Below are 25,117 nucleotides of genomic sequence, written 5' to 3' on the forward strand. Positions count from 1 at the left end.
AGTATCTCTTAGCCGCTAACACGTACTTAACCGTCATACCGCGATTCATTCGCGGTATCTCATCCGCTAACAAGAGATCCCGCTAACATGTAGCGGGATGACGAATTGCTTAACCGTCATTCCGCCGCAGACCGTCATACCGCCGCGGTATCTCTTAGCCGCTAACACGTACTTAACCGTCATACCGCGATTCATTCGCGGTATCTCATCCGCTAACAAGAGATCCCGCTAACATGTAGCGGGATGACGAATTGCTTAACCGTCATTCCGCCGCAGACCGTCATACCGCCGCGGTATCTCTAGATCCCGCTAACACGTAGCGGGATGACGGTTGTCAGGGTGTCATGCAAGTAGCTGACTCTTGGATCTGGTAGGCTTAAATCACAATGCCCGTAAAGCTGCGACCCTAGAGCTACTATCTCTCACCCACTGCAAATATTGCACGGTACTATCCACTTGATCATCGTGTCGAGTTTCAGGAAACATTAAAATCTCATACTCAAAATCGTTCAGCCATACTGCTTGGTGCGGCAGAAAAACCTTGCCAGACTCTATAATCGGAACAATTTGATAAAATCGAGTGAGTTTGTCATCATGTGGTACTATTTCGATAATTGGTAAATCACTGTTTGTCTTTAGCTCTTGCACCAATTGCTGACCACTTGTTTTTGCTTCGATTAAAATTGCGTGCGGTGTCCATCTTGCAGCTAGTGACAGAACTTGCTCTTTAAGCTTTGGATACTCAAGCTTTGCGCGATATACATCGAGTAAATAGAATTTATTGCCCACTTTTGTCCAGGTGGTGCAGACGCTAAAGTTGCTCATGCTGCTTGTTGAAACTGCAGTGTCCCAGCTCTGAGTGACATATGAGAGACTATCAGAAAAATTTCTATAGCGCTTCAGCCACTCTCGTTTAATTATACCACTTGAAAGTGGCAGAGGGTTTTGTTGATATTGTGCAGCAAAAGCGTAACTTCCAAGTTCAACCTTTATCATCTCAACTTCTTCTTTTCCTCCATCTAGGTGGTATAGCAACTGACCTTCTTCTCTTAAGTATAGTATTTTTGCAGGTAATGCTGTTTTATTTCTGGTGTACTCATTTATAGTTGACCAAGCTATTCTGGTGACAGGAACAGGAGGCGCTGGCTTTTTGATTGAATAAGTAATCTCCTTATTTTCAGCTATTATTGGTAAACAAATATGATGCCATATGCTTTTCGGTTTGGAGAGAAGGTGTCCGGTCAAATCTTCCAGGTGGAGCCTATGCATCACAAGAACAATTACTCCTTTTTTTCTATTGTTGAGCCTGGCTACTAAAGTCTGGTCAAACCAATTTGTAGCACGCTTTCTAAACGTTTCACTCAAAGCTTGGGCGGGACTCAGTGGATCATCCACGATGATGAAATCACCACCTTCACCTGTTAACGTCCCTCCAACTGACGTTGCGATTCTGTATCCTCTCTGCACTGTTTGAAATTTGTATTTGGTATTCTGATCTTTGGATAGTTCTACCTCTGGAAACACTCTCTATACCAACTAGACTGCATTATGCATCTTGTATCGAGCGAGTGCTTTTCGCTAAGCAGCCGAGAGTAGCTTGCAACTATTATTCTTGCAGTTGGCTGATTTCCCAGTATCCATGCGGGCCACGCAACACTTACACATATGGACTTCATCGAGCGCGGAGGCATATTGAATATTATTCGTTTCACTTCACCAGCGCTCGCTGCTTCCAGCCTATCTGCTATGACTTTTATGTACCGATAATTATTATACTCACACCCCGGCACTACCGTTTGAAAGCATAACTCAATGAATTTTAGAAAGTTCATGATATAATGTTGAAACCAGCGCGTGACGCTGGGATGACAAAAAAAGGAGCACTGGAATGACAAGGCTATAGGTTGCAAGCGAGACGTCATACCGCCACGGTATCTCGGCAGATCCCGCTAACACGTAGCGGGATGACGAGGCTTATCGTCATGCCACCGCGAACCGTCATACCGCCGCAGACCGTCATACCGTCACGGTATCTCTAGATCCCGCTAACACGTAGCGGGATGACGGTTATTGTTTAGCTATAAATGTTAAGAAATTTACCAAACGAAAAAAAAGGCAAAAGAAGCCCCGTGGTGGTTGGCTATTCACTATGTACTAAAATATCGGCGTTTTTTTTATTCTAAAACGCTTGATTAAGAGCGATTTAGCTGCTTTTAACTTGCAACTAACCTACACCGCAAGTGTTTAAGAAATTTACTAAGCAGGAAAAAAGGCAAAGAAACCCCGTAGTAGCTAGCATTCAAATTCTCCCTTGTCAATTTGACGTTTTTTGCTGTCTTAAACGCTTTGTAAGCGCGTTTCGGCTTATATAGGTAAAAACCCAGAAATTTTTAAAGACATGCGATGCACGTAGTGCGAAAAATTAAACATGAGACGCCAAATACCCTAAGTTTTTTGTCATTAACCTGCACAGATTGCGAAGATAAATAAATAGCTTCAGTTTCATGATAAGGGGACTGGCAAGGCTTGTCAAGCAAGTTTTTTGCAATATCAGGGGATAATTTCGACCATAAATCCCTATCAATAAATTTTAACAAAAATACTTTAGTGCATTTTCAAATATAAGCATTCCATCGCCATATTTTGGCACAGCAACACCTAAACGCTTGCTCTTTTCTTTTTCAAGGGGCCAATTATCTTGCTGGGTAAAAAATATTCCCCTTTCTGGATGGGGCATTAAAGCTAGCACTCTTCCACTTTTATCTGATAAAGCTGCTAGGTCGTATGTAGATCCATTCGGATTGTAAGGAAATTGTAGGTTAGCATAGTTGCCATTTTTATCAATGTAACGTAATGCGGTGGAATTGCTCTCAATCAATTGGTTCAAAATATCTTGATCCATAAAAAATTTGCCTTCCCCATGAGCAACAGGGAGATATAGTTCACTCAGACCCCGTAGCCAAACAGAATTACTCTGCGGATTAACTCTCACTCTAATCCAGCGGCATTGGTAATTGCCTATATCATTATGGATTAAAGCTAGACTAGAGAATTCTGGAATTAATTTTACTAATATCTGACAACCATTACATATTCCTATAATCAGCTTGTCCTGAGATAAAAACTCTTGAAACTCATCCAACAAGTTGTTTTTAATACGTAAAGCAAACGCATTACCAGCACCAGTGTCATCACCATAGGAAAAACCCCCTGGAATTGCAAGTATATTGCTTAATTTCAGTTCACCTGGATTATCTATGATATCGTTAATGTGAACGATTTTTACTTCAATATTACCAATACCAAGTTTTCTGCTGCATTCCATAAATGCAAATGCAGTTTCTTTTTCGCAATTTAAGCCATAACCAGATAGGACTGTGATTTTCATGAATTGCTAAAAATTAAAAAATTCGAATTTCCTTTTTACAAAATTTGCTACTAAATTTAACGCAAATAACACCAATAATAAAGCTATAATTGCGATAGCAGCAAGTTCAACAAATGCAATTTCAGGATTGCTTGACCATATGTATATTTGCACAGGTAGAACAGTCGCCGGATCGAAAAAGGACGTAGGTGTATCAGCAATAAATGCCACCATACCCATCATAAGTAAAGGAGAAGATTCACCTAAAATCCTTGCAATTGCAAGCACAGTACCATGTATTATTCTTGGTAACGCAATCGGTAAAGAGTGATCTAATATCACCTTGATGTGAGGTGCACCGAGCGCAAACGCTGCATCTTTTATCGTAATAGGAACATTCGCAAAGGCATTTTTTGTTGCAATTATAATATTAGGTAACATCATAAATGAAAGAGTCATTCCACCAACAAGTGGTGAAGAGCGTGGTAGCCCAAATATGCCAAGATAGAGAGTTAAGCCCACTACACCAAATATTATTGAAGGCACTGCAGCAAGATTATTCATGCTAATTTCTACAATATTAGTCATTAGCCTATTTTTAGGCATAAATTCGTAAAGACAGATGCCCGACATAATTCCTATTGGTAATGCTAATGCTAGGCACACTATAATTGTCATTAATGAACCGATAAACGCTCCTAAAATCCCTGCATTTTCAGGTTCACGAGAGTCAGATTTAAGGAATAAAGACTTATTAAAAAATTTTTTCACTCTCCTCTTTTCTTTTAGCCAATCAAGTAATTTAGCATAACGATCATTCAAATATTTATCTTTATTTATTGAATTAATTATACTTGACGCGGTAAACCAGATCTCATATTCACCACTATCTTTTACTTTCTTACGAAAAAATTTCTCTAGTTCTTTGTAAGAATTACGACTTAAAATTTCGTCACCGTCTTTAAAATCAGTTCCTCCAAACACCTTACGTAAAGAATCGTTGAGTAAGCCAATGGACTTATACCGCAAATCACTAGGATTACTCGCCAAAGTAAGATCAGCATTTGTTTCAACTGGCAATAAAATTTTCGTTACTGTTAAGGCACTGTAAGAGTTAACTAATATACTCAACAATATACACACAGGACAGCCAAGTGAGATAACTAGTGCCGTGAAAGAACAAAAGCGTAGCGCTCTGTTCTTTTTATTTTTCCTTTTTATACGAGCATGTACACGCCTTGACTGAAGTAATTTAAGGAATTTTTTCTTTATACTCATTTATTTTTCCTGGATCCCATCGTCAAGCCCACAGCTGTACAAACGTCCAGTTTAATAACCGTTGATGTCATTCCCTATTGTATCTACTTAGATTTCTTTTTAACATAAGTAGTACGTTCTTTGATCCTTGCAGCTTTTCCAAATAGTTTGCACAGATAATATAGTTTTGCTCTACGAACCTTTCCTTTTCTTGTCACTTGCACTGAAACCAGTGCAGGAGAATAAACAAAAAACTGAGACACTATACTTTCTCCATGGCTCACTTTTCTGACTGCAAAAGAAGAATGTAACCCGCGGTTCCTTTTTGATATACATACACCTTCAAATATCTGTATACGTTCACTTGTACCGTCAACTACTTTAAAAGTGACCTTCAAATCATCGCCAGGACGAAATTCTGGTATTTCTTTAGCTAACACTTGCATTTGCTGTTCGTTAAATTTTTTAAGTAAATTTGTCATTTATCTCTCCACTCAATAATTCAGGCCTACGCTTTTTTGTTATAACATGAGACTGCTTCTGCCTCCAATCACTTATTTTTTTGTGATTGCCAGATAACAAAACCTCAGGTACTTTATATCCCTTCCACTGCTCAGGTCTAGTATATTGAGGATATTCAAGTACACCACCACCATAATTAAAACTTTCTTCAGTAATACTATCGGTATTATTTACTACACCTGGAAGAAGTCTAATGCATGCATCAAGAACCACCATTGCAGCTGGCTCACCTCCTGAAAGTATATAATCTCCAATACTTAACTCATAAGGAGTATACGCATCAATTATCCTTTGGTCAATACCTTCAAATCGACCACACAATATTGTTATATGAGGAAACTCTAATAATTCTCTGGCAATATTCTGATTAAACTTAGTTCCAGATGGAGTCATGTAAATAAACTTAGTGTTTTTATGAACAGAGAGCATACTATCTACTGCATCACCAACTACATCAGAACGCATAACCATTCCTGCTCCACCTCCATATGGAACATCATCCACAGTTGAATGTTTATCTTTCGCAAAAGAACGAATATTTATTACTTCAAGGTTCCATATTTTTTTTTCTAACGCTTTTCCGGCAAGAGAATAGTTCAAAAACCCCGGGAACATTTCTGGGAATATGGTTAATATTGTAACATTGAATGCCATTAAGGTTTATTTTAAGTTATTTGGGGCTATACTCTAAGAATAGTAAATTGATATAATATATAGTTAAATTAAACATGTCACTGAATAAAACGATATACGAAGGTAAAGCGAAAGCCATTATTGAAACTGAAGACTTATCAATTGTCATACAGCACTTTAAAGATGATGTTACAGCATTCAATAAGGAAAAATATGAAATAATCGATGGTAAAGGAATAATTAATAATCATATTAGTGCTTTTATCATGGAAAAGCTTGAGAAAGCAGAAATTAGCACACACTTTATAAAAACTCTAAACGAAAGAGAACAGCTAGTCAAAAAACTCAAGATAATACCTCTTGAGGTAGTAGTTAGAAATGTCGCAGCTGGCAGCTTTTGCAAACGTTTTAATATCAAAGAAGGTGAGAGGCTTGCATCTCCTATAATCGATTTTTTTTACAAAAATGATGACCTAGCCGACCCAATGGTAAGTGAAAATCACATACTGTATTTTGATTGGCTATCTAGCAAAGAAATGGATGAAGTTAAAACTACAACTTTAAAAATCAACGAAATATTAGTTCACCTATTTTCAAATGCAAGTATATATTTAGTTGATCTCAAGTTAGAATTTGGCAGATTAATAAATGACAGTACTAAAATCGTTTTAGCTGATGAAATTAGCCCTGATAACTGCAGATTATGGGATAAAAATACTTATAAAAAGCTAGATAAAGATGTCTTTCGTTTGAATTTAGGAGATTTAAAGGAAGCATACCTAGAAGTTGCAAAAAGACTGTCAGTAAAGTTAGGTTAACTAAATACTACTCTATCAAGTGGAGGGTTACATGCCTCATCAAGTTTTCCAATAATTTCAATTTTTTCTCCACGTTTTTGGAAATGATTTTTCACGTTTTGCATATTCTCAGAACTTACGATCAATACCATACCAATACCACAATTAAATGTTTTTAGCATTTCTTTCTTCTCTATTTTACCCTCCTTTGTTAGCCATAAAAATATATCTGGCCATTTCCAGGAATTAATGTCTATGTTTGCAAATAAGTTTTTTGGAAGAATTCGCGGAATATTGTCTACCAAACCACCACCCGTGATGTGCGCAATACCTTTTACTTGTGACATGATAGGCAGCAAAGAATCAACATATATTTTTGTTGGTTCAAGTAGTATTTCACTCCAAGATTTATTATTCCATAGAGATGTATCGTTATAATTTATACCTAAGCTTTTGAAAACATGGCGCACTAAAGAAAACCCATTTGAGTGAATTCCACTTGACTCTAAGCCAACTATATAATCACCTGCTTTCATCATACTACAGTTTGGAAGAATTTGCTTTCGATCAACTACACCAACCACAAACCCTGCAAGGTCATAGTGATTATTACCATACATTCCAGGCATTTCTGCAGTTTCCCCACCAACCAATGCTATTTTAGCTTGCTTGCACCCCTCTGCAATGCCCTTAACCACAGATAATAAAACATCTTTGGTCAAAACGCCTGTTGCAAAGTAATCAAGGAAAAACAAAGGCGTTGCTCCTTGTGCAAGTAAGTCATTTACACACATTGCAACTAAATCTATACCTATAGTATCATGTTTATTCACTTCTTGAGCTATCAACAGTTTCGTACCTACTCCATCAGTTGAGGAAACGAGTACTGGATGGTCATACTTCTTACTTAGTGCAGCAAAATCAAATAACGCAGAAAATGAACCTATTTCGCTGATTACTTCTTCTCTAGTAGTTTCTTGAGCAATAGGCTTGACTTCTTTTATTAACTTATTATATAGTTCAATATCTATTCCTGATCTGGTATAAGTATTCATAATCCTTTTATAAATTTTAAAATTGTTAATACTATATTAATGCCTTGATATAAAAAGTGCAACGAAACTTTCTCTTAATTGACTATTATATACTTACCAATATAGGGTAACTTAAATCATTTATAATTATCCAATGAACGAAAATACCAAAAACATACTGTTAATAACGGAACTGCTATCAGGACGGCTGCTTCATGACTTTGCTAACTCTATGAATGGAATAACGTTTGGCGTAGAAGAGCTTGAAGTAATAGATAAGAATGATGCTGATGCGCAGAAGGAAGCGTTGTTGTTTCTTAAAGAAAGCTCCGATGATTTAATATATAAACATAAAGTTATGAAGCAGGCATATTCTTCTTCAATGGATAATTATAGCTTTGATAAGACCAAATCTAATATCGAAAATTATTTATTAAAAAAAAAGTAAAGCTTACGTGGAAAATAGACGCATACTCTGCAAAAAATAAGGAAGATTTAATTGAAAAGATAAATAAGATAATTTCTAATATGGTGCTAACTATAGCCAGTGCAGTGGCGGAAGTTGAACTAGTATCTGTTTTACTGAGTCAAACAGAAGATAAAATGCTATTAACTATAAAAATTCTAAATGAACACAAACCAATAAGCAAATCATTAGTAGACAAATTAATCAAAAAAAATGACACTAATTTAAATACAAAAGATATTAATATCTATATGACCTCTTTATTATTAGAGTACTATAACACTGAAATGCATTATACTTGCGAAAATAATTTGCTGGAAATAGGTTTAACTATAACTTGAGTTGCATATTTGGTTATTACAACTTTTTCTTCGTGTCAAGGCATTCCCCGACAAGGGGTACCAAATCTAATTTTTGTAATCACTTAAGTCTAGTACTATTTTATTAATGTAGCGCTCATTTGCATCTTTGATGATAAACTTCATACCATTTTTATATTTAATGACTTCATCTACAGAAGGCACTTTACCAGCAATCGAAAGAATCAAACCACCAAGTGTAACATAGTCTTCTTCAGGGTCACGTAATTCTATTTTTAGATCCTCTTCTATATCTTTTATAAGAGCCCTTGCTGATACTTCAAACTTATTTTGAGACAATTCAGTAATGGTATATTCTGAATTTATTTCGTTTTCACTATCAATGTTTGGTATTAGTTCCTCTATAAGATCAGTCATTGAAATTAAACCATCAGTTCCACCATATTCATCCAATACGATAGCTAAGCATGATTTAGAAGAGTTCATCCTAACAAAAAGATTAGTTGTCTTCATCGAGGGTGGAACAAATATTACGCTTTGTATAATATGTTTCAGATTAAAATTTTTATCCCTATTAAAAATAACATCTTTTACATAAAAAAAGCCTATTACGTTATCAAAGTTATTTTTATAAATTGGTATTTTAGTGTGGCAAGTGTTTTTTATCTTCTTTATTATTTCACGCTCGCTTGACTCAATGTCTACTGCGCATATCTCTGTACGTGGAGTCATTATATCCATTATACCACAATCGCGGAATTTTAATAGACCATTAAATATATTAAGGTCTGGCAGATCTTTCATTAATGCCTCAGTCGCACACTTTTTCAACACAGAAGCTTTTTTGAAAAGGAAGAGAAAAATTCTATATGCTATTTTTTCTACTAAGGTTCTTTTTTTACTCAATTTATTCCCTGTAATGGCAAAAACGTTTTCAGATTAGATTTATCAAGAAAACTGTTATTAAATGTTTAATAAGCATGTGAATAATGTCAAATTAATTTGTGAATTATTTGTTGATATAAAATACCAACAATTGATCAACAACTTTTTCAACAACATATACATAGTTGTGTAACAATGCATGATGGTAAAGTATTTTCCATAAAAGAAAATTACTAACACTCTAAACACCTTACTTATACACATAAATCATAACAGAAAATCAATAATATACGAAAGTTACTCACATATTTATCCACAAGTTGAACAACGCCAATTTTTACTGAATTTTAAGTTAGTAACAAGTTATTGATAGAACTATTATTATTACTATACTTTAATATACAAAAGAATAAATAGAATAGATTGGAAAGCGGCAAAACAACAATAGCGAAAATTATTAAGAGAAATGAGCCGGGTGGAAGAGTGCCTATCTGGCTAATGCGTCAGGCTGGCAGGTCTCTTCCTGAGTACCGCAAAGCAGTAGAAAATATGAATAATTTTATGGAGATATGCTACAACACAGATTTAGTGACAGAATTGACGTTACAGCCGGTGACAAGATTTGACATGGATGCGGCGATAATTTTTTCAGACATTTTAATAATAGCTGATGTTTTGGGTTGTGACGTGAATTTCGTACGCGGTGTAGGTCCAATAATAAAACCCGTGGAAAGTCCTAAGGAATTGAAGGGTCCACAAGAAATTGAAACTAAAACCTTACCAATTCTAAACGCTATAAAAAAAGTCAGAAGCCAATTACCAAAAGAAAAATCTCTCATAGGATTTGCTGGTGGACCATGGACAGTAGCCTCATACATCATAGAAGGTAGGAGCAGCAAAACTTTTTCCAAAGTATTAAATTTTTATCCTTCGTGTTTGAAGGAAATAATTGAACGAATAACGGAAGTAACGATTATTTATCTAATTAAACAGATAGAATTTGGAGCAGATGTTATTCAGCTATTTGACAGTAATGCTGGTGCGTTATCGGAACCATTGTTTAAAGAATATGTTATCGAACCAACAAAGAGAATTATCTTGGCAATAAAGGATAGATTTTCTGATTTTCCAATAATAGGTTTTCCAAGGTCTGCTGGAAATCTTTATAAAGATTACTGCGAACAAACAGGTGTATCTGCAGTAAGTATAGATTATAATGTTCCAATAAAATGGGCGAAAGCGAATCTAAACATCCCTCTACAAGGAAACCTTGATCCTAATCTTTTAGCCTATAATAAAACGGAAGCAATCAAAGAAGCAAAACGTATAATAGATTGCTTTAGAGATTTACCCTTCATATTTAATCTCGGACATGGAGTACTCCCTGATACTCCAGTTGAAAATATTGCTGCATTGGTAAACCTGGTAAAAAGCTACTAATACAATACACAAAATTCTAGCTTTTTTGTTGTACGGGGTTTATCATTTGAATTTAGCTTCAGTAAGATATGTCAGACCTTGCAAAAAGAATGTCCCTAATAAAATCATCACCTACGATTGCTGTAACTGATAAGGCAAATAAGTTGAAAAATGAAGGAAAAAAGATCTGTGTTTTAGCTGCAGGAGAACCGGATTTTGATACTCCAGATCATATAAAAAAAGCAGCTATTCAAGCAATAAGTGAAGGTAAGACTAAATATACTGCTGTTGATGGAACGCGTGAGCTGAAAGAAGCAATAATTAATAAGTTAAGAAAGGATAATAACCTCGAGTACACGCTTAACCAAATCTGTGTTGGTACAGGTGCTAAGCAGGTGTTATTCAATTTGTTCATGGCAACAATTAACTCTGGAGATGAAGTTATTATTCCAGCTCCTTATTGGGTTTCATATGTTGATATGGTAAGTCTTTTTGGCGGCTTGCCAGTTGTAGTAGAATGCAAACAAAATTTTAAACTGACAGCGGAATTATTGAAAAGCAGGATAACTAAAAAAACTAAATGGTTAATTCTTAACTCACCGAACAACCCTGCAGGAGCTGTGTACACATGTGATGAATTGAAAGACATAGCACAAATATTGCTTGAATATCCACATATGAATGTCGTTACAGATGATATTTATGAGCATATAATATACGACGAAAAGTTTTTTACTATCGCTCAGGTTGAGCCGAAGCTTTATGATAGAGTTTTTGTAGTCAATGGAGTATCAAAAGCCTATGCAATGACAGGCTGGAGAATAGGGTATATTGCAGGTAGAAGTGATGTGGTAAAAGCTATCTCTACGCTGCAGTCTCAAAGCACTTCTAATCCAAATTCGATAGCACAAGCAGCAGCAGCAGCAGCATTAAACGGTGATCATAGTTTTTTGAAAGAAAGAACAAGGATTTTTAAGAGTCGTAGAGATTTTATGGTGAAAGAGCTAAATTCTGCCCCGGGATTATCAGCGTCTGTTCCACAAGGTGCGTTTTATTTATTTGTCTCATGTGAAGGATTGCTCAGTAAAAGCACAAAAAGTGGTAAGATAATAAATAATGATTTAGATTTTACTGAATACTTACTGGGAGATCATTTGGTTGCTGTGGTTCCAGGAATTGCATTTGGTCTAGAAAATTTTATCAGAATTTCTTATGCAACCTCTCAGGAACAATTAGAAATTGGATGTGATAGTATTACTAAAGCGTGCCAGGAGTTAAAATGAAATAGACTATCCATAAGTTGTATATTTTGCCATACTTCGCCAAGGTTATTTTGAATGTTCTAACTTGTGTTTTTCTATGGAAGGCATTTTTATTGATTGAGCAAGTGTCTTTCTAATATTGAATTCCTCATTTTTTTCATTTTGTTGCAGTAAGTTAATGTTATTTATTTTATTTACTAAATCTTTCCCCTTTTCCAGAGTCTTTAAATCACTTTCGTTAATGTGATGTTCATTGTAAAATTCTGCAACAATTTCTTTTCTTTTCGGATAAGTATTTAAAAATTCCGACACCTGATGTTTAGCAACAGCTTGAATAAATTTCTTATTAAATCTTGAATCGTTATATAGATCTTCTAAATTTTCATCGTAGTGTTTTGCTTCATTTACAGCAAGCTTTATTATCTCTTCTATACCACTTAGAAGTTTCCTATACAATTTGTCGTATCTATTGCCTAGCACGTGTGTAGCGAATGTTTGTTCAATGTATTTTGTTATGTAATTTTGCAGCGTATTATCTATCGTGCTTATATTCATCAGCCTGCTTTAATATTATATTAACTATTTTACACATAAAAAGGTTAATATTGAATTAATAGAATACTTCTGAAGTCAAATTTTACTGAAAATTATGGTATTTAAGATATAATTGTCAGCATGAAATAAAAACATAAATAAAATGGATCTTGTAACAAAAGTGAAGCTCAAGATAAAGATGAATAAGGGTAAAATCATAAATATACTTATCATTTGTGGTGTAATTTTTTTCATATACCTTATTCATGAGCCAGTTGTAGATATGGTAGAAAAAATTATAAGTAAAATAAAAGGTCTCTTTTAAAAATAGAAAAAGTGAACTTTTTCCATCATCCAAACTTGAACCTGGAAAATTTAGTTAATGCATAAACTACTTATGTTGGCTATGAGTTCAACTGTATAAAATTCCGGTAAATTAAAATAAGTATTCATAAAAATATTGTTTTCTATAAACAGAGTATCTATAATGCTAGCTTTGGGGTAAAGTATTGCAGAGGAATTTTTTAATCTGGTTGTTGGCGTCACTGTTTTATGCATACCAATATATATTAGAGGTTGTCCGGAAACAAGTAAAAGGCTATAATATCTGAAATTTTAGTACGGGGTAAAGATGAGAAAAAAGTATCCAACAGATCTAAGCGAAAGGGAATGGGCAAGAATAGAAAAACACTTCAGAGTATCATACAAGAAAGGAGGAAGGCCGCCAAAGTATAGCAAAAAAGAAATATTAGAAGCAATTTTCTATGTATTGCGTACAGGGTGTCAATGGCGGTATTTACCAAATGATTTTCCGCTATGGAAGACTGTGTATGAGCAGTTCAGGCAATGGAAGAAGCAGGGAATTTTTGAGAAAATGAATTATGAAATTACAAAATATAGTAGAAGAAAAATAGGAAGGAATGAGCAGCCGAGTGCCTGTATAGTAGATAGTCAATCTGTAAAGACTACAGAAAAGGGGGGATCAAAGGCTATGATGGAAGTAAAAAAGTAAAGGGTAGAAAAAGGCATATAATTACAGACACTCAGGGTTTTATACTAGGTTGTTACGTAGGCGCTGCTAACGAAAATGATAGAGATGGTATTAAAATAGCATTAAACAATATGAGAACAAAATATACTAAAGTTAAAAAAATGTGGGCTGACATGGGATACCAAGGAAGAAATTTAAAGAATCACATAAAGGAAGAATATGACATAGATATTGAAATTGTTAAAAGGCCTCCATGTAGATTTTGGGTGCACAAAGATACGCCACCTGAGCTACTACCAACAAGAGAACAAGGGTTTAAAGTACAGCCAAGAAGATGGGTTGTAGAAAGGACTTTTGCTTGGGTTAATAGGAATAGAAGGCTATCGAAGGAGTATGATTTACTCACAACATCCACTGAGAATTTCATATACCTAGCTATGAGTAGGGTTATGTTAAAGAGGGAATATGCTTGAATTTACTAGTTTCCGGACAACCTCTTACGCGTAATTCCAAATATTATAATTCCTGAATTGGTAGTAAGGTTTAATATAGGAACAACAGAAATAGGACAATTTTGTGGACTGTATTATGTAGGTTATGTGTTAGCACATATTCCTGTAGGTATTCTTTTAGATAGATTTGGTTCTAAAGTTGTTATACCGATTTGTATTGCATTAACATCTTTAGGTGCTTTACCTTTAGTCAGTTCTAATGATTGGAGTTATTCTATTATTGGAAGAATAATTACTGGTATTGGATCCTCTGCTTCAGTACTTGGACTCTTTAAAATAATAAGAATCTATTACCATAGAGAAAAATTTGCCATGATGTTCAGCATATCGGTTATTATTGGCATTTCAGGTGGTGTATTTGCCACCAAACCATTACATGTCTTACTTGATAAGTTTGGGTGGGATTATTTATTTACTGTGTGTATAATGCTTGGATTATTGCTTGCTTTAACTACCTTTATATCTATACCTAAAGTTGGCACCTCAGACGAAGAATTAAATATTAAAAATTTAAGCAAAGTTATATTTAATAAAGATATTTTATTGATAGGTTTGTTTGGCGGTTTTATGGTTGGACCATTAGAAGGCTTTGCAGATGCGTGGTCCGCAACATTCTTGCATGAGATGTACGCTATAGATAGACACATTGCATATAGCATTTCAAAATGGATACTAATAGGCTTTGGCTTTGGGCATTTATTACTTCCTTACATATTAGCAAAAAATCCAACCAAGCACTATGAAATAATAATTTCTTGTGCTATGGCCATGATAATTGTGTTCTTATTACTTTTTATATGCAATATTAGTGAACTCCTGGCATGTATATTACTATTCATTATTGGTCTTGCTTCTGCATACCAAATTGTTTTTACTGCTAAAGTTGTAAGTTGTGTAAAAAACGAAGCAGTAGCAAGTGCAGGATCTGTAGGTAATTCCATAGTTATGAGTTTTGGTTATTTTTTTCACGTCATTATTGCAAATATAATGAATTTTTATTGGAACGGTGAAATTATCGATGGAAAGCCATTTTATGGAACTGATGTAATGGTTAAGTCTATGTTAATAATACCTATATGCCTACTAATAGGAATGATAGGCTTTTGGCTACTTAAAGTTATAAGCTGTAAAAAGAGCTAAGCAGATTTAGATGATTAATATAGTATTGTTTTTTATAACTAAAGTATCTATAATCCTAAATTTTAGCTGAGATTCATGTTGCAGAGGAATTTTTTAGTCTGGCTGTTGGCGTCACTGTTTTATGCGTACCAATATATATTACGCGTAATTCCAAACATAATTGCGCCTGAATTGATAACAAAATTTAACATAAGTATTGCAGATGTTGGCCAGTTTGGTGGGTTATACTATGTAGGCTATACGCTGGCTCACATACCTATTGGTCTTGCTCTTGACAAATTCGGGCCAAAATTTGTTTTGCCTATTTGTATTATCTTAACATTTACCGGAACATTACCACTTATATGCTTTGATGAGTGGTATTATTCAATACTTGGCAGAATAGTCGTTGGAATTGGGTCATCCGCTTCAGCAATTGGGCTTTTTAAAGTTGCAAGCATGTATTTTGCGCAAGAAAAATCAGCAAGAATGGCCAGCTTATCTATAATTATAGGAATTTTGGGAGGGATATGTGGCGGATTACCTTTAGACTTCTTACTCGATAAATTTGGCTGGAATTATGTTATCTATACCTTCTCAGCATTTGGGTGTTTACTTGCTCTGTTGCTGTTCTTAGTAACGCCTGAAAGCAATGCTCAACAGGAAAAAGTTAGCATTAGAGACTTAAAAAACATACTTTTCAACAAGCATATTATTCTAATTAGCTTTTTTGGTGGACTCATGGTCGGTCCAATGCAAGGTTTTGCCGATGGTTGGGTGAAAGCATTCTTTTTTGAAGTATATAAAATGAATGAAGACTTGGCATCTTCTCTCTCTTCCGTAATATTGATAGGAATGTTAACAGGATCATTCTCTTTGGCTTATTTATTGGAAAAATATAAAAATAAGCATTATGAAGTAATAATTGCATGCTCATTTGCAATGATCGCTAGTTTTCTTTTGCTTTTTACTCAGATTGGTGGCTTGTATGTTGTATTACCTACGCTTTTTATTATTGGCTTCACATCTGGATATCAGGTGGTTACCATTTACAAAGCGATAAGTTATGTAAATAATAACTTAGTAGGCCTGGCTACAGCTGTGTCAAACATGATAGTTATGGTTTTTGGCTATTTTTTTCACACTGGGATCGCAAAAATAGTAGATTTGTGTTGGGATAGAACAATAATACAAGGAAATCCTGTGTATGGTGCTGAATTGCTGATAAAAGCAACATCAGTTATTCCTGTATGTTTGCTGGTGGCTGTTTTTGGGCTCTTATGGTTAAAAAATAAAGATTTTAGAGAAGTTGATTGTAATAAGTAGATAATTTATCGAAGGCTCGTATGATAAAATCGTTAGATGTACTAATTTAAGGCTCTTGTTATTATGAAATATAATACTTTATTTTACTTTGATATTTTTGTTTTAATTGTAATTGGGTTTTATTAGGTGGTAGGTATGTCGAAAAGTAATTTTTTTGTATGGTTGATAGTATCTCTTTTCTATGCATACCAGTATGTGTTACGTGTCATGCCAAACATAATTGCGCCTGTATTAATAACAAAATTTAATATAAGCATTGCAGATTTAGGGCAATTTAATGGTCTCTACTATGTGGGATTTACACTAGTTCATATCCCTGTTGGTCTTTGTTTTGATAGATTCGGTCCAAAAATTGTTTTACCTATTTGTGCTGTCTTGGTATCTATTGGAACATTACCTCTTGTGTGCTTTGATGAGTGGTATTATTCAGTATTAGGTAGGATAATTGTTGGGATTGGCTCGTCTGCGTCAGTAATAGGAGTATTTAAAGTTGCCAGTATGTATTTTCCGCGAGAAAAATCAGCAAAAATGGCAAGCATATCTGTTATTATAGGGCTATTAGGGGCAATATATGGTGGTCTACCAATAGAACTTTTGCTTGATGAGTTTGGTTGGAATTACGTAATTTATATTCTTTCAGGGTTTGGTTTCTTACTCGCTTTATCTTTATTTTTAGTTATTCCTTACAATGCTTACGACTTTCGAAAAGAAAAAATTAGCATGAAGGATCTAAAAACTGTGCTTTTCAATAAATATATCATTCTAATTAGTTTTTTTGGTGGCTTAATGGTAGGTCCACTAGAAGGTTTTGCTGATGCTTGGACAAAAGCTTTTTTATGTGAGGTATATCAAATGGCCGGTGATCTAGCGTCTTCAATTTCTTCTGTTATATATGTAGGATTTGCAGCTGGATTGCTCTCTTTTGCTCACATATTAGAAAAATATCCAAATAGACATTATGAAGTTATTATTGTCTGTTCCTTTGCAATGATTGCTAGTTTCCTTTTACTTTTTACACAGGCTGGCGGATTGTATATTGTATTGCCTGCACTTCTTGTTATAGGTTTCGCTTCTGGATATCAAATAGTAACACTGTACAAAGCATTAAGTTATGTAAATAATAACTTAATAGGATTAACTACAGCTGTGTCAAATATGATAGTCATGGTTTTTGGCTATTTTTTTCACACTGGGATCGCAAAAATAATAGATTTGTGTTGGGATAGGACAGTGATACAAGGAAATCCTGTGTATAGTGCTGAATTGCTGATAAAAGCAACATCTATTATTCCTGTATGTTTGCTGATAGCTGTTTTTGGGCTCTTATGGTTAAAAAAGCAGGATAAGCAGTCTTAAAATTGCTTGTGCATCTTAAAATTAAAGCGAGGTTTGATCTATGATGAGTGTTTTAAAAAAAATCTGTGGCTCTAAAAATAGTTTAAAGTCTTTTGATAACGAGGTTTATCAGTCTATAGAAAAAGAATTACAACGCCAAAAATCACAATTGCAATTAATTGCATCAGAAAATTTTGCAAGCAAAGCGGTAATGGAGGCACAAGGCTCTTTTCTGACTAATAAATACGCAGAAGGTTATCCAGGTAAAAGATATTACTGTGGTTGTGAGCATGTGGACAAAATTGAAAGTCTGGCTATAGAAAGACTTTGTAAGTTGTTTGGTGTTAAATTTGCAAACGTTCAACCTCATTCTGGTTCTCAGGCAAACCAGGCGGTATTTGCTTCACTGCTTACTCCAGGCGATACAATACTTGGATTATCACTGAGTTGCGGTGGGCATCTAACTCATGGTGCGGCACCAAGCCTTTCTGGTAAATGGTTTAAGTCAATTCAATATACAGTGAATAAAGACACTTACTTGCTGGATATGGATGAGATAGAAAAGCTGGCGCTGGAGCATAAACCGAAATTGATCATAGCTGGTGCTTCTGCTTATCCAAGAAAAATGGACTTCAAACGCTTTCGCGAGATTGCAGATAAAGTTGGTGCTTATTTGCTTGCAGACATTGCTCACTATGCAGGGCTTATTGCAGCGGGCGAATATCCATCCCCTGCTGAATATGCACATGTTATGACTTCCACGACTCACAAAACTTTGCGTGGTCCTCGTGGTGGAATAGTGATGACCAATGATGAAGCATTACACAAAAAAATTCAATCCGCAGTTTTTCCAGGATTGCAGGGCGGGCCACTTATGCATGTGATAGCTGCAAAAGCTGTTGCATTTAAAGAAGCATTAGCACCAGAGTTTAAGACTTATAGCAAGAAAGTCGTGGAAAATGCGAAAGTGCTGGCTCAAGAATTGCAAAAGCATGGACTTGACATTATAACCGGTGGCACTGACTCTCATATAGTGCTAGTTGACTTAAGATCGCAGAAATTAACTGGAAAAGACGTTGTAGATAGCCTTGAGAGAGCCGGTATTACCTGTAATAAAAACTCTGTACCATTTGATACAGCAAAGCCGACCATCACTTCAGGGCTCCGTTTTGGCACCGCTGCTGAGACAACACGCGGACTTGAGGCAGAAAATTTTAAAGAGATAGCTGGTCTAATAAATGAAGTAATTCAAGGATTAATCAGCGGAAATAGCTCAAGTGTCGAAAAAGCAGTAAAAGCTAAAGTTGAAAGGATTTGTAGTAATTTTCCTATTTATTAATTTATGTGGTGTCATCCAAGTAGCTGGTAGAAACGAAAAAACTTACTTGACACCCTTCGCCAGCCCTCTTATCATGAAACTGAAGGTATTCATTTATCTTCAATCTGTGCAGATTAAACGACAACAGTATTACGTAATTGGCGTCTTATTTTTAATTTTTTGCACTATGCGCACCCTACGTCTTCACAACATTTCTGGGTTTTTACCTATATAAGCTGAAACGCGCTTATAAAGCGTTTAAGACAGTATAGCACGCCAATTTGCAGGATTAGAGAGTGACAACTAGCTAATACGGGATTTCTTTTGCCTTTTTTTCTGCTTAGTAAATTTCTTAAACATTTAAACTAAGATGAGTTGCATTTAAAAGCAGCTAAATTGCAGTGTTTAAGACTTAAAAAACGCCAATACTGAAAATAGACAATGACTGGGGCTTCTTTTGCCTTTTTTTCGTTTGGTAAATTTCTTAATGTTTGTAGCTAACATGAACAAACATTTGAGAGTAACTTCTGCTAGTAGGGTGTCATCCCAGTGCCCAGACACTGGGATCCAGGAATTTTATTAAGTTAGTAAGCATAAAAGTAGCCGTTTTATGTTAAAATACAACATTTTAATGATTATGAAAAGGCTGGATTCCAGCGGGCTTTGTTGCATCGCTAGCTATGATGGATTAAAGATAAAAAAGATGGAGAATATCAGTAGCTTATTATTCTGGTATTTATAATAAGAACGGTCAGTGAATACCTAAATTTGAGTAAAAGAAATTTCACTACCACTCACTAATCTGGCTAAAATTCAAGAATTTCAATGCTTTAGCTATTTTCAATAGAATTAAATTTATTAATATAAATAATAAATTACTATTCTTAAATTTGATCAGATTGATTGCAAAAAAACAAGATTTTCAATAGGTTGCTTATAATTCTAACTATAGTTAGCCTTTCATAAGTAGCGATGCAACAAAGCCATTCCAGCGTCACGCGCTGGAATGACATTGTAGGGTGTTATCCGAGTCCTTTTTCCGTCATCAGAGGACCATATGACGTCATCCAAGTAGCGTGACTACTTGGATCTAAGCTGTATTACCAAGTCCAATTAAGTGCAGCATCATCACTTGTTGGAGGCTCAAAATACGGTTGTGACATTTCCTCTTGCACAGCTCTTTTAAATTCTGGACTTTGTATGCTTATCTTTGTTACATGCTCTTGTAAGGCTTTCTCAGAACCTGTCTTGAAAGGAGTTAAGCAGCTAATTTAGTAAGCATAGAAGTAATCATATTAAATAAGATATTGTTTTTTGAAGTAAGAGGAGAATGCTCGTAATCCTTGCTCATGCGTCTAAAATTGGAAAGCCAAGCAAAGGTTCGTTCTACAATCCAACGTTTAGGAATAACCTGAAATCCTGTATCAACCAATTTCTTGGTAATCATTAGCAAACATCCAGTTTCCAACAAACATCGATTTTGTAATTTACCTTTGTATCCTTGATCAGCAAAAAACTTACGTAATGTTGGAGCTTTGCATTTAGCTTGAATAAAAAGATTGGTAGCACCATCACGATCCTGAATGCTTGCGCTGTGTACCTCTGCAGTAATTACAAGACCTAGTGTATCTACAATAATATGGCGTTTTCTACCCTTTATTTTTTTACCGGCATCATATCCTCTTGATCCCCTTTTTGAGTCGTTTTCACTGATTGACTGTCAATTATACCTACTGAAGGTGTTTCATTTTTACCAACCATTTTTCTTACCTCTTTTACTAGCATGTCATGTATTTTTTTCAATTTTCCATTATTACGCCACCTGATAAAATAGTCATACACCGTTTTCCATGGGGGAAAATCCTTTGGTAGCATTCTCCACTGGCAACCACCCCTCATTATATACCTTATTGCATTAATAATTGTTCTGATGTTATGTTTTCTTGGTCGTCCTATCGCTCCTTGTGCAACATAGGGCTCTAAAATTTCCCATTCCTTGTCACTTATATCACTTGGATACAATTTACCCTCCTATTTTTTGCTTACCTCATCATACTCTTTTCTTTATTCCCTTTCAAGACAGGTTCTCAGTAGCTATTTCAGCAGCTGTTGGACTTTTACCATCTGCTCCTGTCTCCCCTGTCTCCCCTGTCTCTCCTTGTGGGCCTTGAGCTCCATCTTTACCATCTGCTCCTTTAGGACCAGTGGCTCCTGTCTCCCCTTTTAGCCCTTTACCTCCTAAGAACACCTTTGCTGTTTGATCATTTTTGTCACCATACGCTGTGTCAGTAGCATCAAGAAATCCTCCTAATTTATCCACTAAAATTGATTTGTCGCCGTCTTTTGCATCAAATATAGCATTCACGACATCTTTCGCTGCAGCTTTTGTTTTAAGCTCTGTAGCTTTAACAAAAGCAGTCTCTGCAGCAGTTTTAGTGTAAACTTCATCGGCTGGAGCAGCTTTAATATATACCTTATTTGTAAAATCAGGAGAAGCAGTTATAGCATCCACAACAGGCTGTTTTACTACTTCTGTTTTTAGCGTATCTGTAAGTCCTAAAGTTTTAACAAATGCATCATCAACACCTTTTTTGGTATAGATACCATTATCATCAGCACCTTTTGCTAATTCTGGTATTAAAGCATCCACAACAGCTTTTTCTGCAACTTTTGTTCCAAGATCTGCAGTTTTAAGAAACGTGTCATCAACACCTTTTTTAGTATAGATACCATTATCATCATCACCTTTTGCTAATTCTGGTATTAAAGCATCCACAACAGGCTGTTTTACTACTTCTGTTTTTAGCGTATCTGTAAGTCCTAAAGTTTTAACAAATGCATCATCAACACCTTTTTTGGTATAGATACCATTATCATCAGCACCTTTTGCTAATTCTGGTATTAAAGCATCCACAACAGCTTTTTTTGCAACTTTTGTTGCAAGATCTGCAGTTTTAACAAACGCAGTATCTGCATCATTTTTAGTGTATACTTTATCGGTAAAATCAGTAGAAGCAATTATAGCATCCACGACATCTTTCGCTGCAGCTTTTGTTTTAAGCTCTGTAGCTTTGACAAAAGCAGTGTCTGCATCAGTTTTAGTGTAAACATCTGCAGTATTAGCTTTGTTGGCTAGATCAGCTGCACCAGCTTTCTCTCCTAGCTCAGCATCGACGTAATTCTTGTCAGCTTTTTTTGCCAACTCATCATTTACATTTCTTTTAGTGTAAACATCTGCAGTATTAGCTTTCTTTCTCAACTCATCATCCACACCTTTTTTAGTATATATACCTTTATCATTAGCACCTTTATTGAGTTCCACTATCAATTTTCCTAAAAAATTTTTGTTAGTTGCAAGGTTTTCTATTGTATCTATTGTACTCAATTTTTCACTCAACGCCATATCACCCTCCATTAATTACAAAAACCATAGCATGCATGAAAATAGTATAATTTTCGTTAATGTTAGATTTTACATAAGATTTCCTTGAAACTTGTTGTTTCAGAATTCTTCTCTTGTCATTCAAGTGTGTAGCAGATGATGTCATTCCAGTCTGGAATCCAGCCTTTATTATGCAGCCACTTATTTAAAGTTAAGTTTTCTGGATCCCAGTGGGCTTTGTTGCATCGCTAGCTATGATGGATTAAAGATAAAAAAGGTGGAGAATATCAGTAGCTTATTATTCTGGTATTTATAACAAGAACGGTCAGTGAATACCTAAATTTGAGTAAAAGAAATTTCACTACCACTCACTAATCCGGCTAAAATTCAAGAATTTCAATGCTTTAGCTATTTTCAATAGAATTAAATTTATTAATATAAATAATAAATTACTATTCTTAAATTTGATCAGATTGATTGCAAAAAAACAAGATTTTCAATAGGTTGCTTATAATCCTAATTATAGTTAGCCTTTCATAAGTAGCGATGCAACAAAGCCATCCCAGTGTCTGGGCACTGGGATGACACCGAAGGGGCTACTCGGATGACAAACCCTGTCATTCCAGGGCGTGACGCTGGTTTCCATCCAAGACGGCAGTGCTTGACACTGGAATGACAAGAAGAGGGCACTGCCCTCCTTGTATGTATTAGATATAGGCCGAGTTGTGGTCGTGATAAATGTGATCGCTTGCGCAATCGAACATTTTCACAAAACCATTCTCTAGATAAAGATTATATTCGTGATGTTGATCTGATAATACAATATTATCTTGCTCCCCTGAATTGAAATGACTTGAATCTGACAGCAATTCGTAATTTGGATTATCTATTTTACTAATGCTGTTTATTACTTTGCCATTACCACTTGATATAGCTAAACTATAACTATCACCATCCTTCATTATCTTGATGGACACCTTATCTTCAGGTAACACTATAAGCTTCTTTGTGCCACTATCGTGGATTACGAATTTGCCTTTTTCAAAATAGTATTTGTCTTCCGGCAAAGCACCAACCTTATAATCTGATGTGTGCAGTTTGTTCCAAAAATCTAACACAGATTGCTTTTCTGCTCCTTCCGCTCTATCATACAAGGCTTTCACATCATTATAATTTATCGTTACATTTGCCTTATGCTTCCCTTCTGAGTCCTGCTCGTAGCTCTTTTCTATTTTGAGAATTGTGTCTTTTAATACTACCTGTTCTTGCTCTTTCTCCTCCACTGAAGCTGACCTTTTTGCCCTTGTTGGAATTTGTGGCTGATCAGACTGCATTTCACTATTGTCGTTTGATGCAGTTTTCTCTTCAGCAGCTTGTGCAACAACATTAGTAGTACTATGAACTTCTGTCTTAGTTTCACTTACTTGCCCTTTTGGACTTTCGGTTTGTTTCTCTTTTGTAAATATTCTCTGATAGTCCGTGTAGCCTCTATTAGTATCACCGATATCGCCACTGCCTTGATCAAAAGTTATTTTTTTACTTCCATTTCCCATATCTTCAATTTCAACTTGAGGAGAAACAGATGCTAGGAAATCGTTATAACTGTAGTTGTAGTCAGCAGAAAAGAATATTTTCCCTTTGAAATTGTGAAAGTTATTAGACAACATTCCAATTTCTTCATCACCATCAAACAATTTTACTTTAGTGAAATATGTTTGATCTTTTATTCTAACTATTTCACCGCTGGAGTTTCTTTGTATGTGATAATCATTTGGGTCGTACTTTATAGCAAAAAGTTTGCCAGAGCCATATTTCTCTAAGTTTATAAGGCCCACATTTACATGTTTATGGGAATAATCTCTCTTTTCATATTCATGTGCAAATATTGGATCTATGTATCTATATTCATCTGATATATTTGGCATACCTATTGGATGTTCATTTCCATCTTTCGTCACCGGAACAAGCTTATATGTTCCGTCTTTTTCCACTAATTTTAGATGAGTAATACTTTGTGGTAGTTGAAACCTTACATTTGCTCCATGGTCATGAATAAATAGATCACCTTTTTCGGTAATATAAAAGCCCATATTTTTGAATGTATGTAAATTTTCGCCTCCTTGTTTTACAACCGCTTCGTGTACATCGTCGTCTGTCCTATCTGTTCCCTTATTATCCAGTAGTTTTCCTTTTTCTACGATTACTCCATTTGCCTTTTGCTCATCAGAATATTGGGCATGCTCTGAATCCTGATGATTCAAAATTTTGGTACCTCTAAGGAGCAGAGAATCTAAATCTTTTTGGATGTGTCCAGTGCTAGGATGCAACAATTCATTTTCATGTAAATGCGCCTCATCAAAGTATTCATCACGTTCAACTGTTCTGCCATCTATTAGGGAAGCTTTATAATGACCGTTTTCTTTTGTAACTGCCATGTAAGCACCACCTTCGTATGAAACATTTAAGTTGTGTAATATATCCTCAAAAACGAAAGTTTCTTTAGTTTGGCCTTCAACTTGCTTAAAAAATCCTGATTCGCTCAATAATTCTCCAAGCTTTGTATTTCCGTCATATATAGACAGTGCACCCATATCTCCTTGACCATGAGCTTGCATAGAAAAAATCTTACCTTCTTGTA

At 35.3% G+C, this 25,117-nt stretch carries 22 protein-coding genes and 2 pseudogenes; 11 read left to right on the forward strand and 13 right to left on the reverse strand.

Annotated elements, in window-relative coordinates; genetic code table 11:
• Window positions 1-381: 381 nt before the first annotated feature.
• The 5 genes and pseudogenes from terL to trmD all read right to left on the reverse strand — a co-directional run bounded on the left by terL (window position 382) and on the right by trmD (window position 5,800).
• Window positions 382-1,832: pseudogene (gene terL / locus ACICPZ_RS01660) on the reverse strand (phage terminase large subunit).
• A gap of 758 nt (window positions 1,833-2,590) precedes the next feature.
• Window positions 2,591-3,388, reverse strand: a complete 798-nt coding sequence (locus ACICPZ_RS01665) for a phosphoribosylformylglycinamidine synthase subunit PurQ (RefSeq protein ID WP_264373734.1) — start codon at window positions 3,386-3,388, stop codon at window positions 2,591-2,593.
• Window positions 3,389-3,394: 6 nt separating this feature from the next.
• Window positions 3,395-4,645, reverse strand: a complete 1,251-nt coding sequence (pstA, locus tag ACICPZ_RS01670) for a phosphate ABC transporter permease PstA (protein WP_264373735.1) — start codon at window positions 4,643-4,645, stop codon at window positions 3,395-3,397.
• An 83-nt stretch (window positions 4,646-4,728) separates the two neighbouring features.
• Window positions 4,729-5,106: a 50S ribosomal protein L19 gene (gene rplS, locus ACICPZ_RS01675; RefSeq protein ID WP_006279489.1), complete on the reverse strand. Its 378-nt coding sequence runs from the start codon at window positions 5,104-5,106 to the stop codon at window positions 4,729-4,731.
• Window positions 5,090-5,800, reverse strand: coding sequence for a tRNA (guanosine(37)-N1)-methyltransferase TrmD (trmD, locus tag ACICPZ_RS01680; protein WP_007549279.1), 711 nt, complete (start codon window positions 5,798-5,800; stop codon window positions 5,090-5,092). Before trmD ends, rplS begins: the two co-directional genes overlap by 17 nt.
• A 74-nt stretch (window positions 5,801-5,874) precedes the next feature.
• Here trmD and purC point away from each other — a divergent pair, with 74 nt between their 5' ends.
• Window positions 5,875-6,597: a phosphoribosylaminoimidazolesuccinocarboxamide synthase gene (gene purC, locus ACICPZ_RS01685; RefSeq protein WP_010081959.1), complete on the forward strand. Its 723-nt coding sequence runs from the start codon at window positions 5,875-5,877 to the stop codon at window positions 6,595-6,597.
• Here the strand turns inward: purC and purM are convergent.
• Window positions 6,594-7,631: a phosphoribosylformylglycinamidine cyclo-ligase gene (gene purM, locus ACICPZ_RS01690; RefSeq protein ID WP_007549277.1), complete on the reverse strand. Its 1,038-nt coding sequence runs from the start codon at window positions 7,629-7,631 to the stop codon at window positions 6,594-6,596. The genes purC and purM overlap by 4 nt on opposite strands.
• A gap of 133 nt (window positions 7,632-7,764) precedes the next feature.
• On the opposite strand from purM, the gene ACICPZ_RS01695 reads away from it, so the two are divergent.
• Both ACICPZ_RS01695 and ACICPZ_RS01700 read left to right on the forward strand, forming a co-directional pair.
• Window positions 7,765-8,058, forward strand: coding sequence for a hypothetical protein (locus ACICPZ_RS01695; RefSeq protein ID WP_006280049.1), 294 nt, complete (start codon window positions 7,765-7,767; stop codon window positions 8,056-8,058).
• A 14-nt stretch (window positions 8,059-8,072) separates the two neighbouring features.
• Entirely contained in the window at window positions 8,073-8,417 is a 345-nt protein-coding gene (locus ACICPZ_RS01700) for a hypothetical protein (RefSeq protein WP_233395610.1), read from the forward strand.
• A 66-nt stretch (window positions 8,418-8,483) separates the two neighbouring features.
• Here the strand turns inward: ACICPZ_RS01700 and ACICPZ_RS01705 are convergent, their stop codons facing one another.
• Entirely contained in the window at window positions 8,484-9,302 is an 819-nt protein-coding gene (locus tag ACICPZ_RS01705; protein WP_007549273.1) for a transporter associated domain-containing protein, read from the reverse strand.
• A 402-nt stretch (window positions 9,303-9,704) separates the two neighbouring features.
• Between ACICPZ_RS01705 and hemE the strand changes: the two genes are divergently transcribed.
• Both hemE and ACICPZ_RS01715 read left to right on the forward strand, forming a co-directional pair.
• Window positions 9,705-10,721: a uroporphyrinogen decarboxylase gene (hemE, locus tag ACICPZ_RS01710; protein ID WP_010082013.1), complete on the forward strand. Its 1,017-nt coding sequence runs from the start codon at window positions 9,705-9,707 to the stop codon at window positions 10,719-10,721.
• A 68-nt stretch (window positions 10,722-10,789) separates the two neighbouring features.
• The gene (locus ACICPZ_RS01715) at window positions 10,790-11,983 is read left to right on the forward strand and encodes a pyridoxal phosphate-dependent aminotransferase (RefSeq protein ID WP_264373736.1); all 1,194 of its coding nucleotides are present in this window, start codon (window positions 10,790-10,792) and stop codon (window positions 11,981-11,983) included.
• 45 nt (window positions 11,984-12,028) lie between these two features.
• On the opposite strand, the gene ACICPZ_RS01720 is transcribed toward ACICPZ_RS01715, so the two are convergent.
• A complete protein-coding gene (locus ACICPZ_RS01720; RefSeq protein WP_006280043.1) occupies window positions 12,029-12,517 on the reverse strand; it encodes a hypothetical protein in 489 nt (162 codons plus the stop codon).
• Between the two features lie 142 nt (window positions 12,518-12,659).
• On the opposite strand from ACICPZ_RS01720, the gene ACICPZ_RS01725 reads away from it, so the two are divergent.
• The 6 genes and pseudogenes from ACICPZ_RS01725 (at window position 12,660) to glyA (ending at window position 19,118) form a co-directional block, all read left to right on the forward strand.
• Window positions 12,660-12,821: a hypothetical protein gene (locus ACICPZ_RS01725; protein WP_006280042.1), complete on the forward strand. Its 162-nt coding sequence runs from the start codon at window positions 12,660-12,662 to the stop codon at window positions 12,819-12,821.
• A gap of 306 nt (window positions 12,822-13,127) precedes the next feature.
• Window positions 13,128-13,960, forward strand: a pseudogene (locus ACICPZ_RS01730) (IS5 family transposase).
• Window positions 13,961-13,993: 33 nt separating this feature from the next.
• On the forward strand, window positions 13,994-15,139 hold the full coding sequence (locus ACICPZ_RS01735) for an MFS transporter (RefSeq protein WP_264374044.1): 1,146 nt from the start codon (window positions 13,994-13,996) through the stop codon (window positions 15,137-15,139).
• 75 nt (window positions 15,140-15,214) lie between these two features.
• Window positions 15,215-16,444 carry an MFS transporter gene (locus ACICPZ_RS01740; protein WP_264373737.1) on the forward strand — a complete coding sequence of 410 codons (1,230 nt, stop codon included), beginning with the start codon at window positions 15,215-15,217 and terminating at the stop codon, window positions 16,442-16,444.
• A 135-nt stretch (window positions 16,445-16,579) separates the two neighbouring features.
• Window positions 16,580-17,800, forward strand: a complete 1,221-nt coding sequence (locus ACICPZ_RS01745) for an MFS transporter (RefSeq protein ID WP_010081954.1) — start codon at window positions 16,580-16,582, stop codon at window positions 17,798-17,800.
• A gap of 40 nt (window positions 17,801-17,840) precedes the next feature.
• A complete protein-coding gene (gene glyA, locus ACICPZ_RS01750) occupies window positions 17,841-19,118 on the forward strand; it encodes a serine hydroxymethyltransferase (protein ID WP_209472475.1) in 1,278 nt (425 codons plus the stop codon).
• Between the two features lie 1,237 nt (window positions 19,119-20,355).
• Here glyA and ACICPZ_RS01755 read toward each other — a convergent pair.
• The 5 genes from ACICPZ_RS01755 to ACICPZ_RS01775 all read right to left on the reverse strand — a co-directional run bounded on the left by ACICPZ_RS01755 (window position 20,356) and on the right by ACICPZ_RS01775 (window position 25,094).
• Window positions 20,356-21,119, reverse strand: a protein-coding gene (locus ACICPZ_RS01755) for an IS5 family transposase (RefSeq protein ID WP_395462124.1) whose coding sequence is annotated in 2 segments (ribosomal slippage) — window positions 20,356-20,765 and window positions 20,765-21,119 — 765 coding nt in all. Because the reading frame shifts where the segments join, the coding sequence is not laid out codon by codon here.
• Window positions 21,120-21,171: 52 nt separating this feature from the next.
• Window positions 21,172-22,500, reverse strand: a complete 1,329-nt coding sequence (locus tag ACICPZ_RS01760; protein ID WP_395462133.1) for a collagen-like protein — start codon at window positions 22,498-22,500, stop codon at window positions 21,172-21,174.
• 1 nt (window position 22,501) lies between these two features.
• Window positions 22,502-22,645 carry a hypothetical protein gene (locus ACICPZ_RS01765; protein WP_174517021.1) on the reverse strand — a complete coding sequence of 48 codons (144 nt, stop codon included), beginning with the start codon at window positions 22,643-22,645 and terminating at the stop codon, window positions 22,502-22,504.
• Window positions 22,646-23,013: 368 nt separating this feature from the next.
• The gene (locus ACICPZ_RS01770) at window positions 23,014-23,169 is read right to left on the reverse strand and encodes a hypothetical protein (RefSeq protein WP_153296799.1); all 156 of its coding nucleotides are present in this window, start codon (window positions 23,167-23,169) and stop codon (window positions 23,014-23,016) included.
• A gap of 17 nt (window positions 23,170-23,186) precedes the next feature.
• Window positions 23,187-25,094 carry a surface protein-related protein gene (locus ACICPZ_RS01775; protein WP_395462134.1) on the reverse strand — a complete coding sequence of 636 codons (1,908 nt, stop codon included), beginning with the start codon at window positions 25,092-25,094 and terminating at the stop codon, window positions 23,187-23,189.
• Between the last annotated feature and the right edge of the window lie 23 nt (window positions 25,095-25,117).

This window comes from Wolbachia endosymbiont (group A) of Melitta haemorrhoidalis, assembly GCF_964273365.1.
GTDB lineage: Bacteria > Pseudomonadota > Alphaproteobacteria > Rickettsiales > Anaplasmataceae > Wolbachia > Wolbachia pipientis.

Bases quoted from the DNA above. Each gene is read 5' to 3' on its own strand.
- ACICPZ_RS01665 (WP_264373734.1), bottom strand. From the start codon at position 3,388: ATGAAAATCACAGTCCTATCTGGTTATGGCTTAAATTGCGAAAAAGAA.
- pstA (WP_264373735.1), bottom strand. From the start codon at position 4,645: ATGAGTATAAAGAAAAAATTCCTTAAATTACTTCAGTCAAGGCGTGTA.
- rplS (WP_006279489.1), bottom strand. From the start codon at position 5,106: ATGACAAATTTACTTAAAAAATTTAACGAACAGCAAATGCAAGTGTTA.
- trmD (WP_007549279.1), bottom strand. From the start codon at position 5,800: ATGGCATTCAATGTTACAATATTAACCATATTCCCAGAAATGTTCCCG.
- purC (WP_010081959.1), top strand. From the start codon at position 5,875: ATGTCACTGAATAAAACGATATACGAAGGTAAAGCGAAAGCCATTATT.
- purM (WP_007549277.1), bottom strand. From the start codon at position 7,631: ATGAATACTTATACCAGATCAGGAATAGATATTGAACTATATAATAAG.
- ACICPZ_RS01695 (WP_006280049.1), top strand. From the start codon at position 7,765: ATGAACGAAAATACCAAAAACATACTGTTAATAACGGAACTGCTATCA.
- ACICPZ_RS01715 (WP_264373736.1), top strand. From the start codon at position 10,790: ATGTCAGACCTTGCAAAAAGAATGTCCCTAATAAAATCATCACCTACG.
- ACICPZ_RS01720 (WP_006280043.1), bottom strand. From the start codon at position 12,517: ATGAATATAAGCACGATAGATAATACGCTGCAAAATTACATAACAAAA.
- ACICPZ_RS01725 (WP_006280042.1), top strand. From the start codon at position 12,660: ATGGATCTTGTAACAAAAGTGAAGCTCAAGATAAAGATGAATAAGGGT.
- ACICPZ_RS01740 (WP_264373737.1), top strand. From the start codon at position 15,215: ATGTTGCAGAGGAATTTTTTAGTCTGGCTGTTGGCGTCACTGTTTTAT.
- ACICPZ_RS01745 (WP_010081954.1), top strand. From the start codon at position 16,580: ATGTCGAAAAGTAATTTTTTTGTATGGTTGATAGTATCTCTTTTCTAT.
- glyA (WP_209472475.1), top strand. From the start codon at position 17,841: ATGATGAGTGTTTTAAAAAAAATCTGTGGCTCTAAAAATAGTTTAAAG.
- ACICPZ_RS01760 (WP_395462133.1), bottom strand. From the start codon at position 22,500: ATGGCGTTGAGTGAAAAATTGAGTACAATAGATACAATAGAAAACCTT.
- ACICPZ_RS01765 (WP_174517021.1), bottom strand. From the start codon at position 22,645: ATGACATCATCTGCTACACACTTGAATGACAAGAGAAGAATTCTGAAA.
- ACICPZ_RS01775 (WP_395462134.1), bottom strand. From the start codon at position 25,094: ATGCAAGCTCATGGTCAAGGAGATATGGGTGCACTGTCTATATATGAC.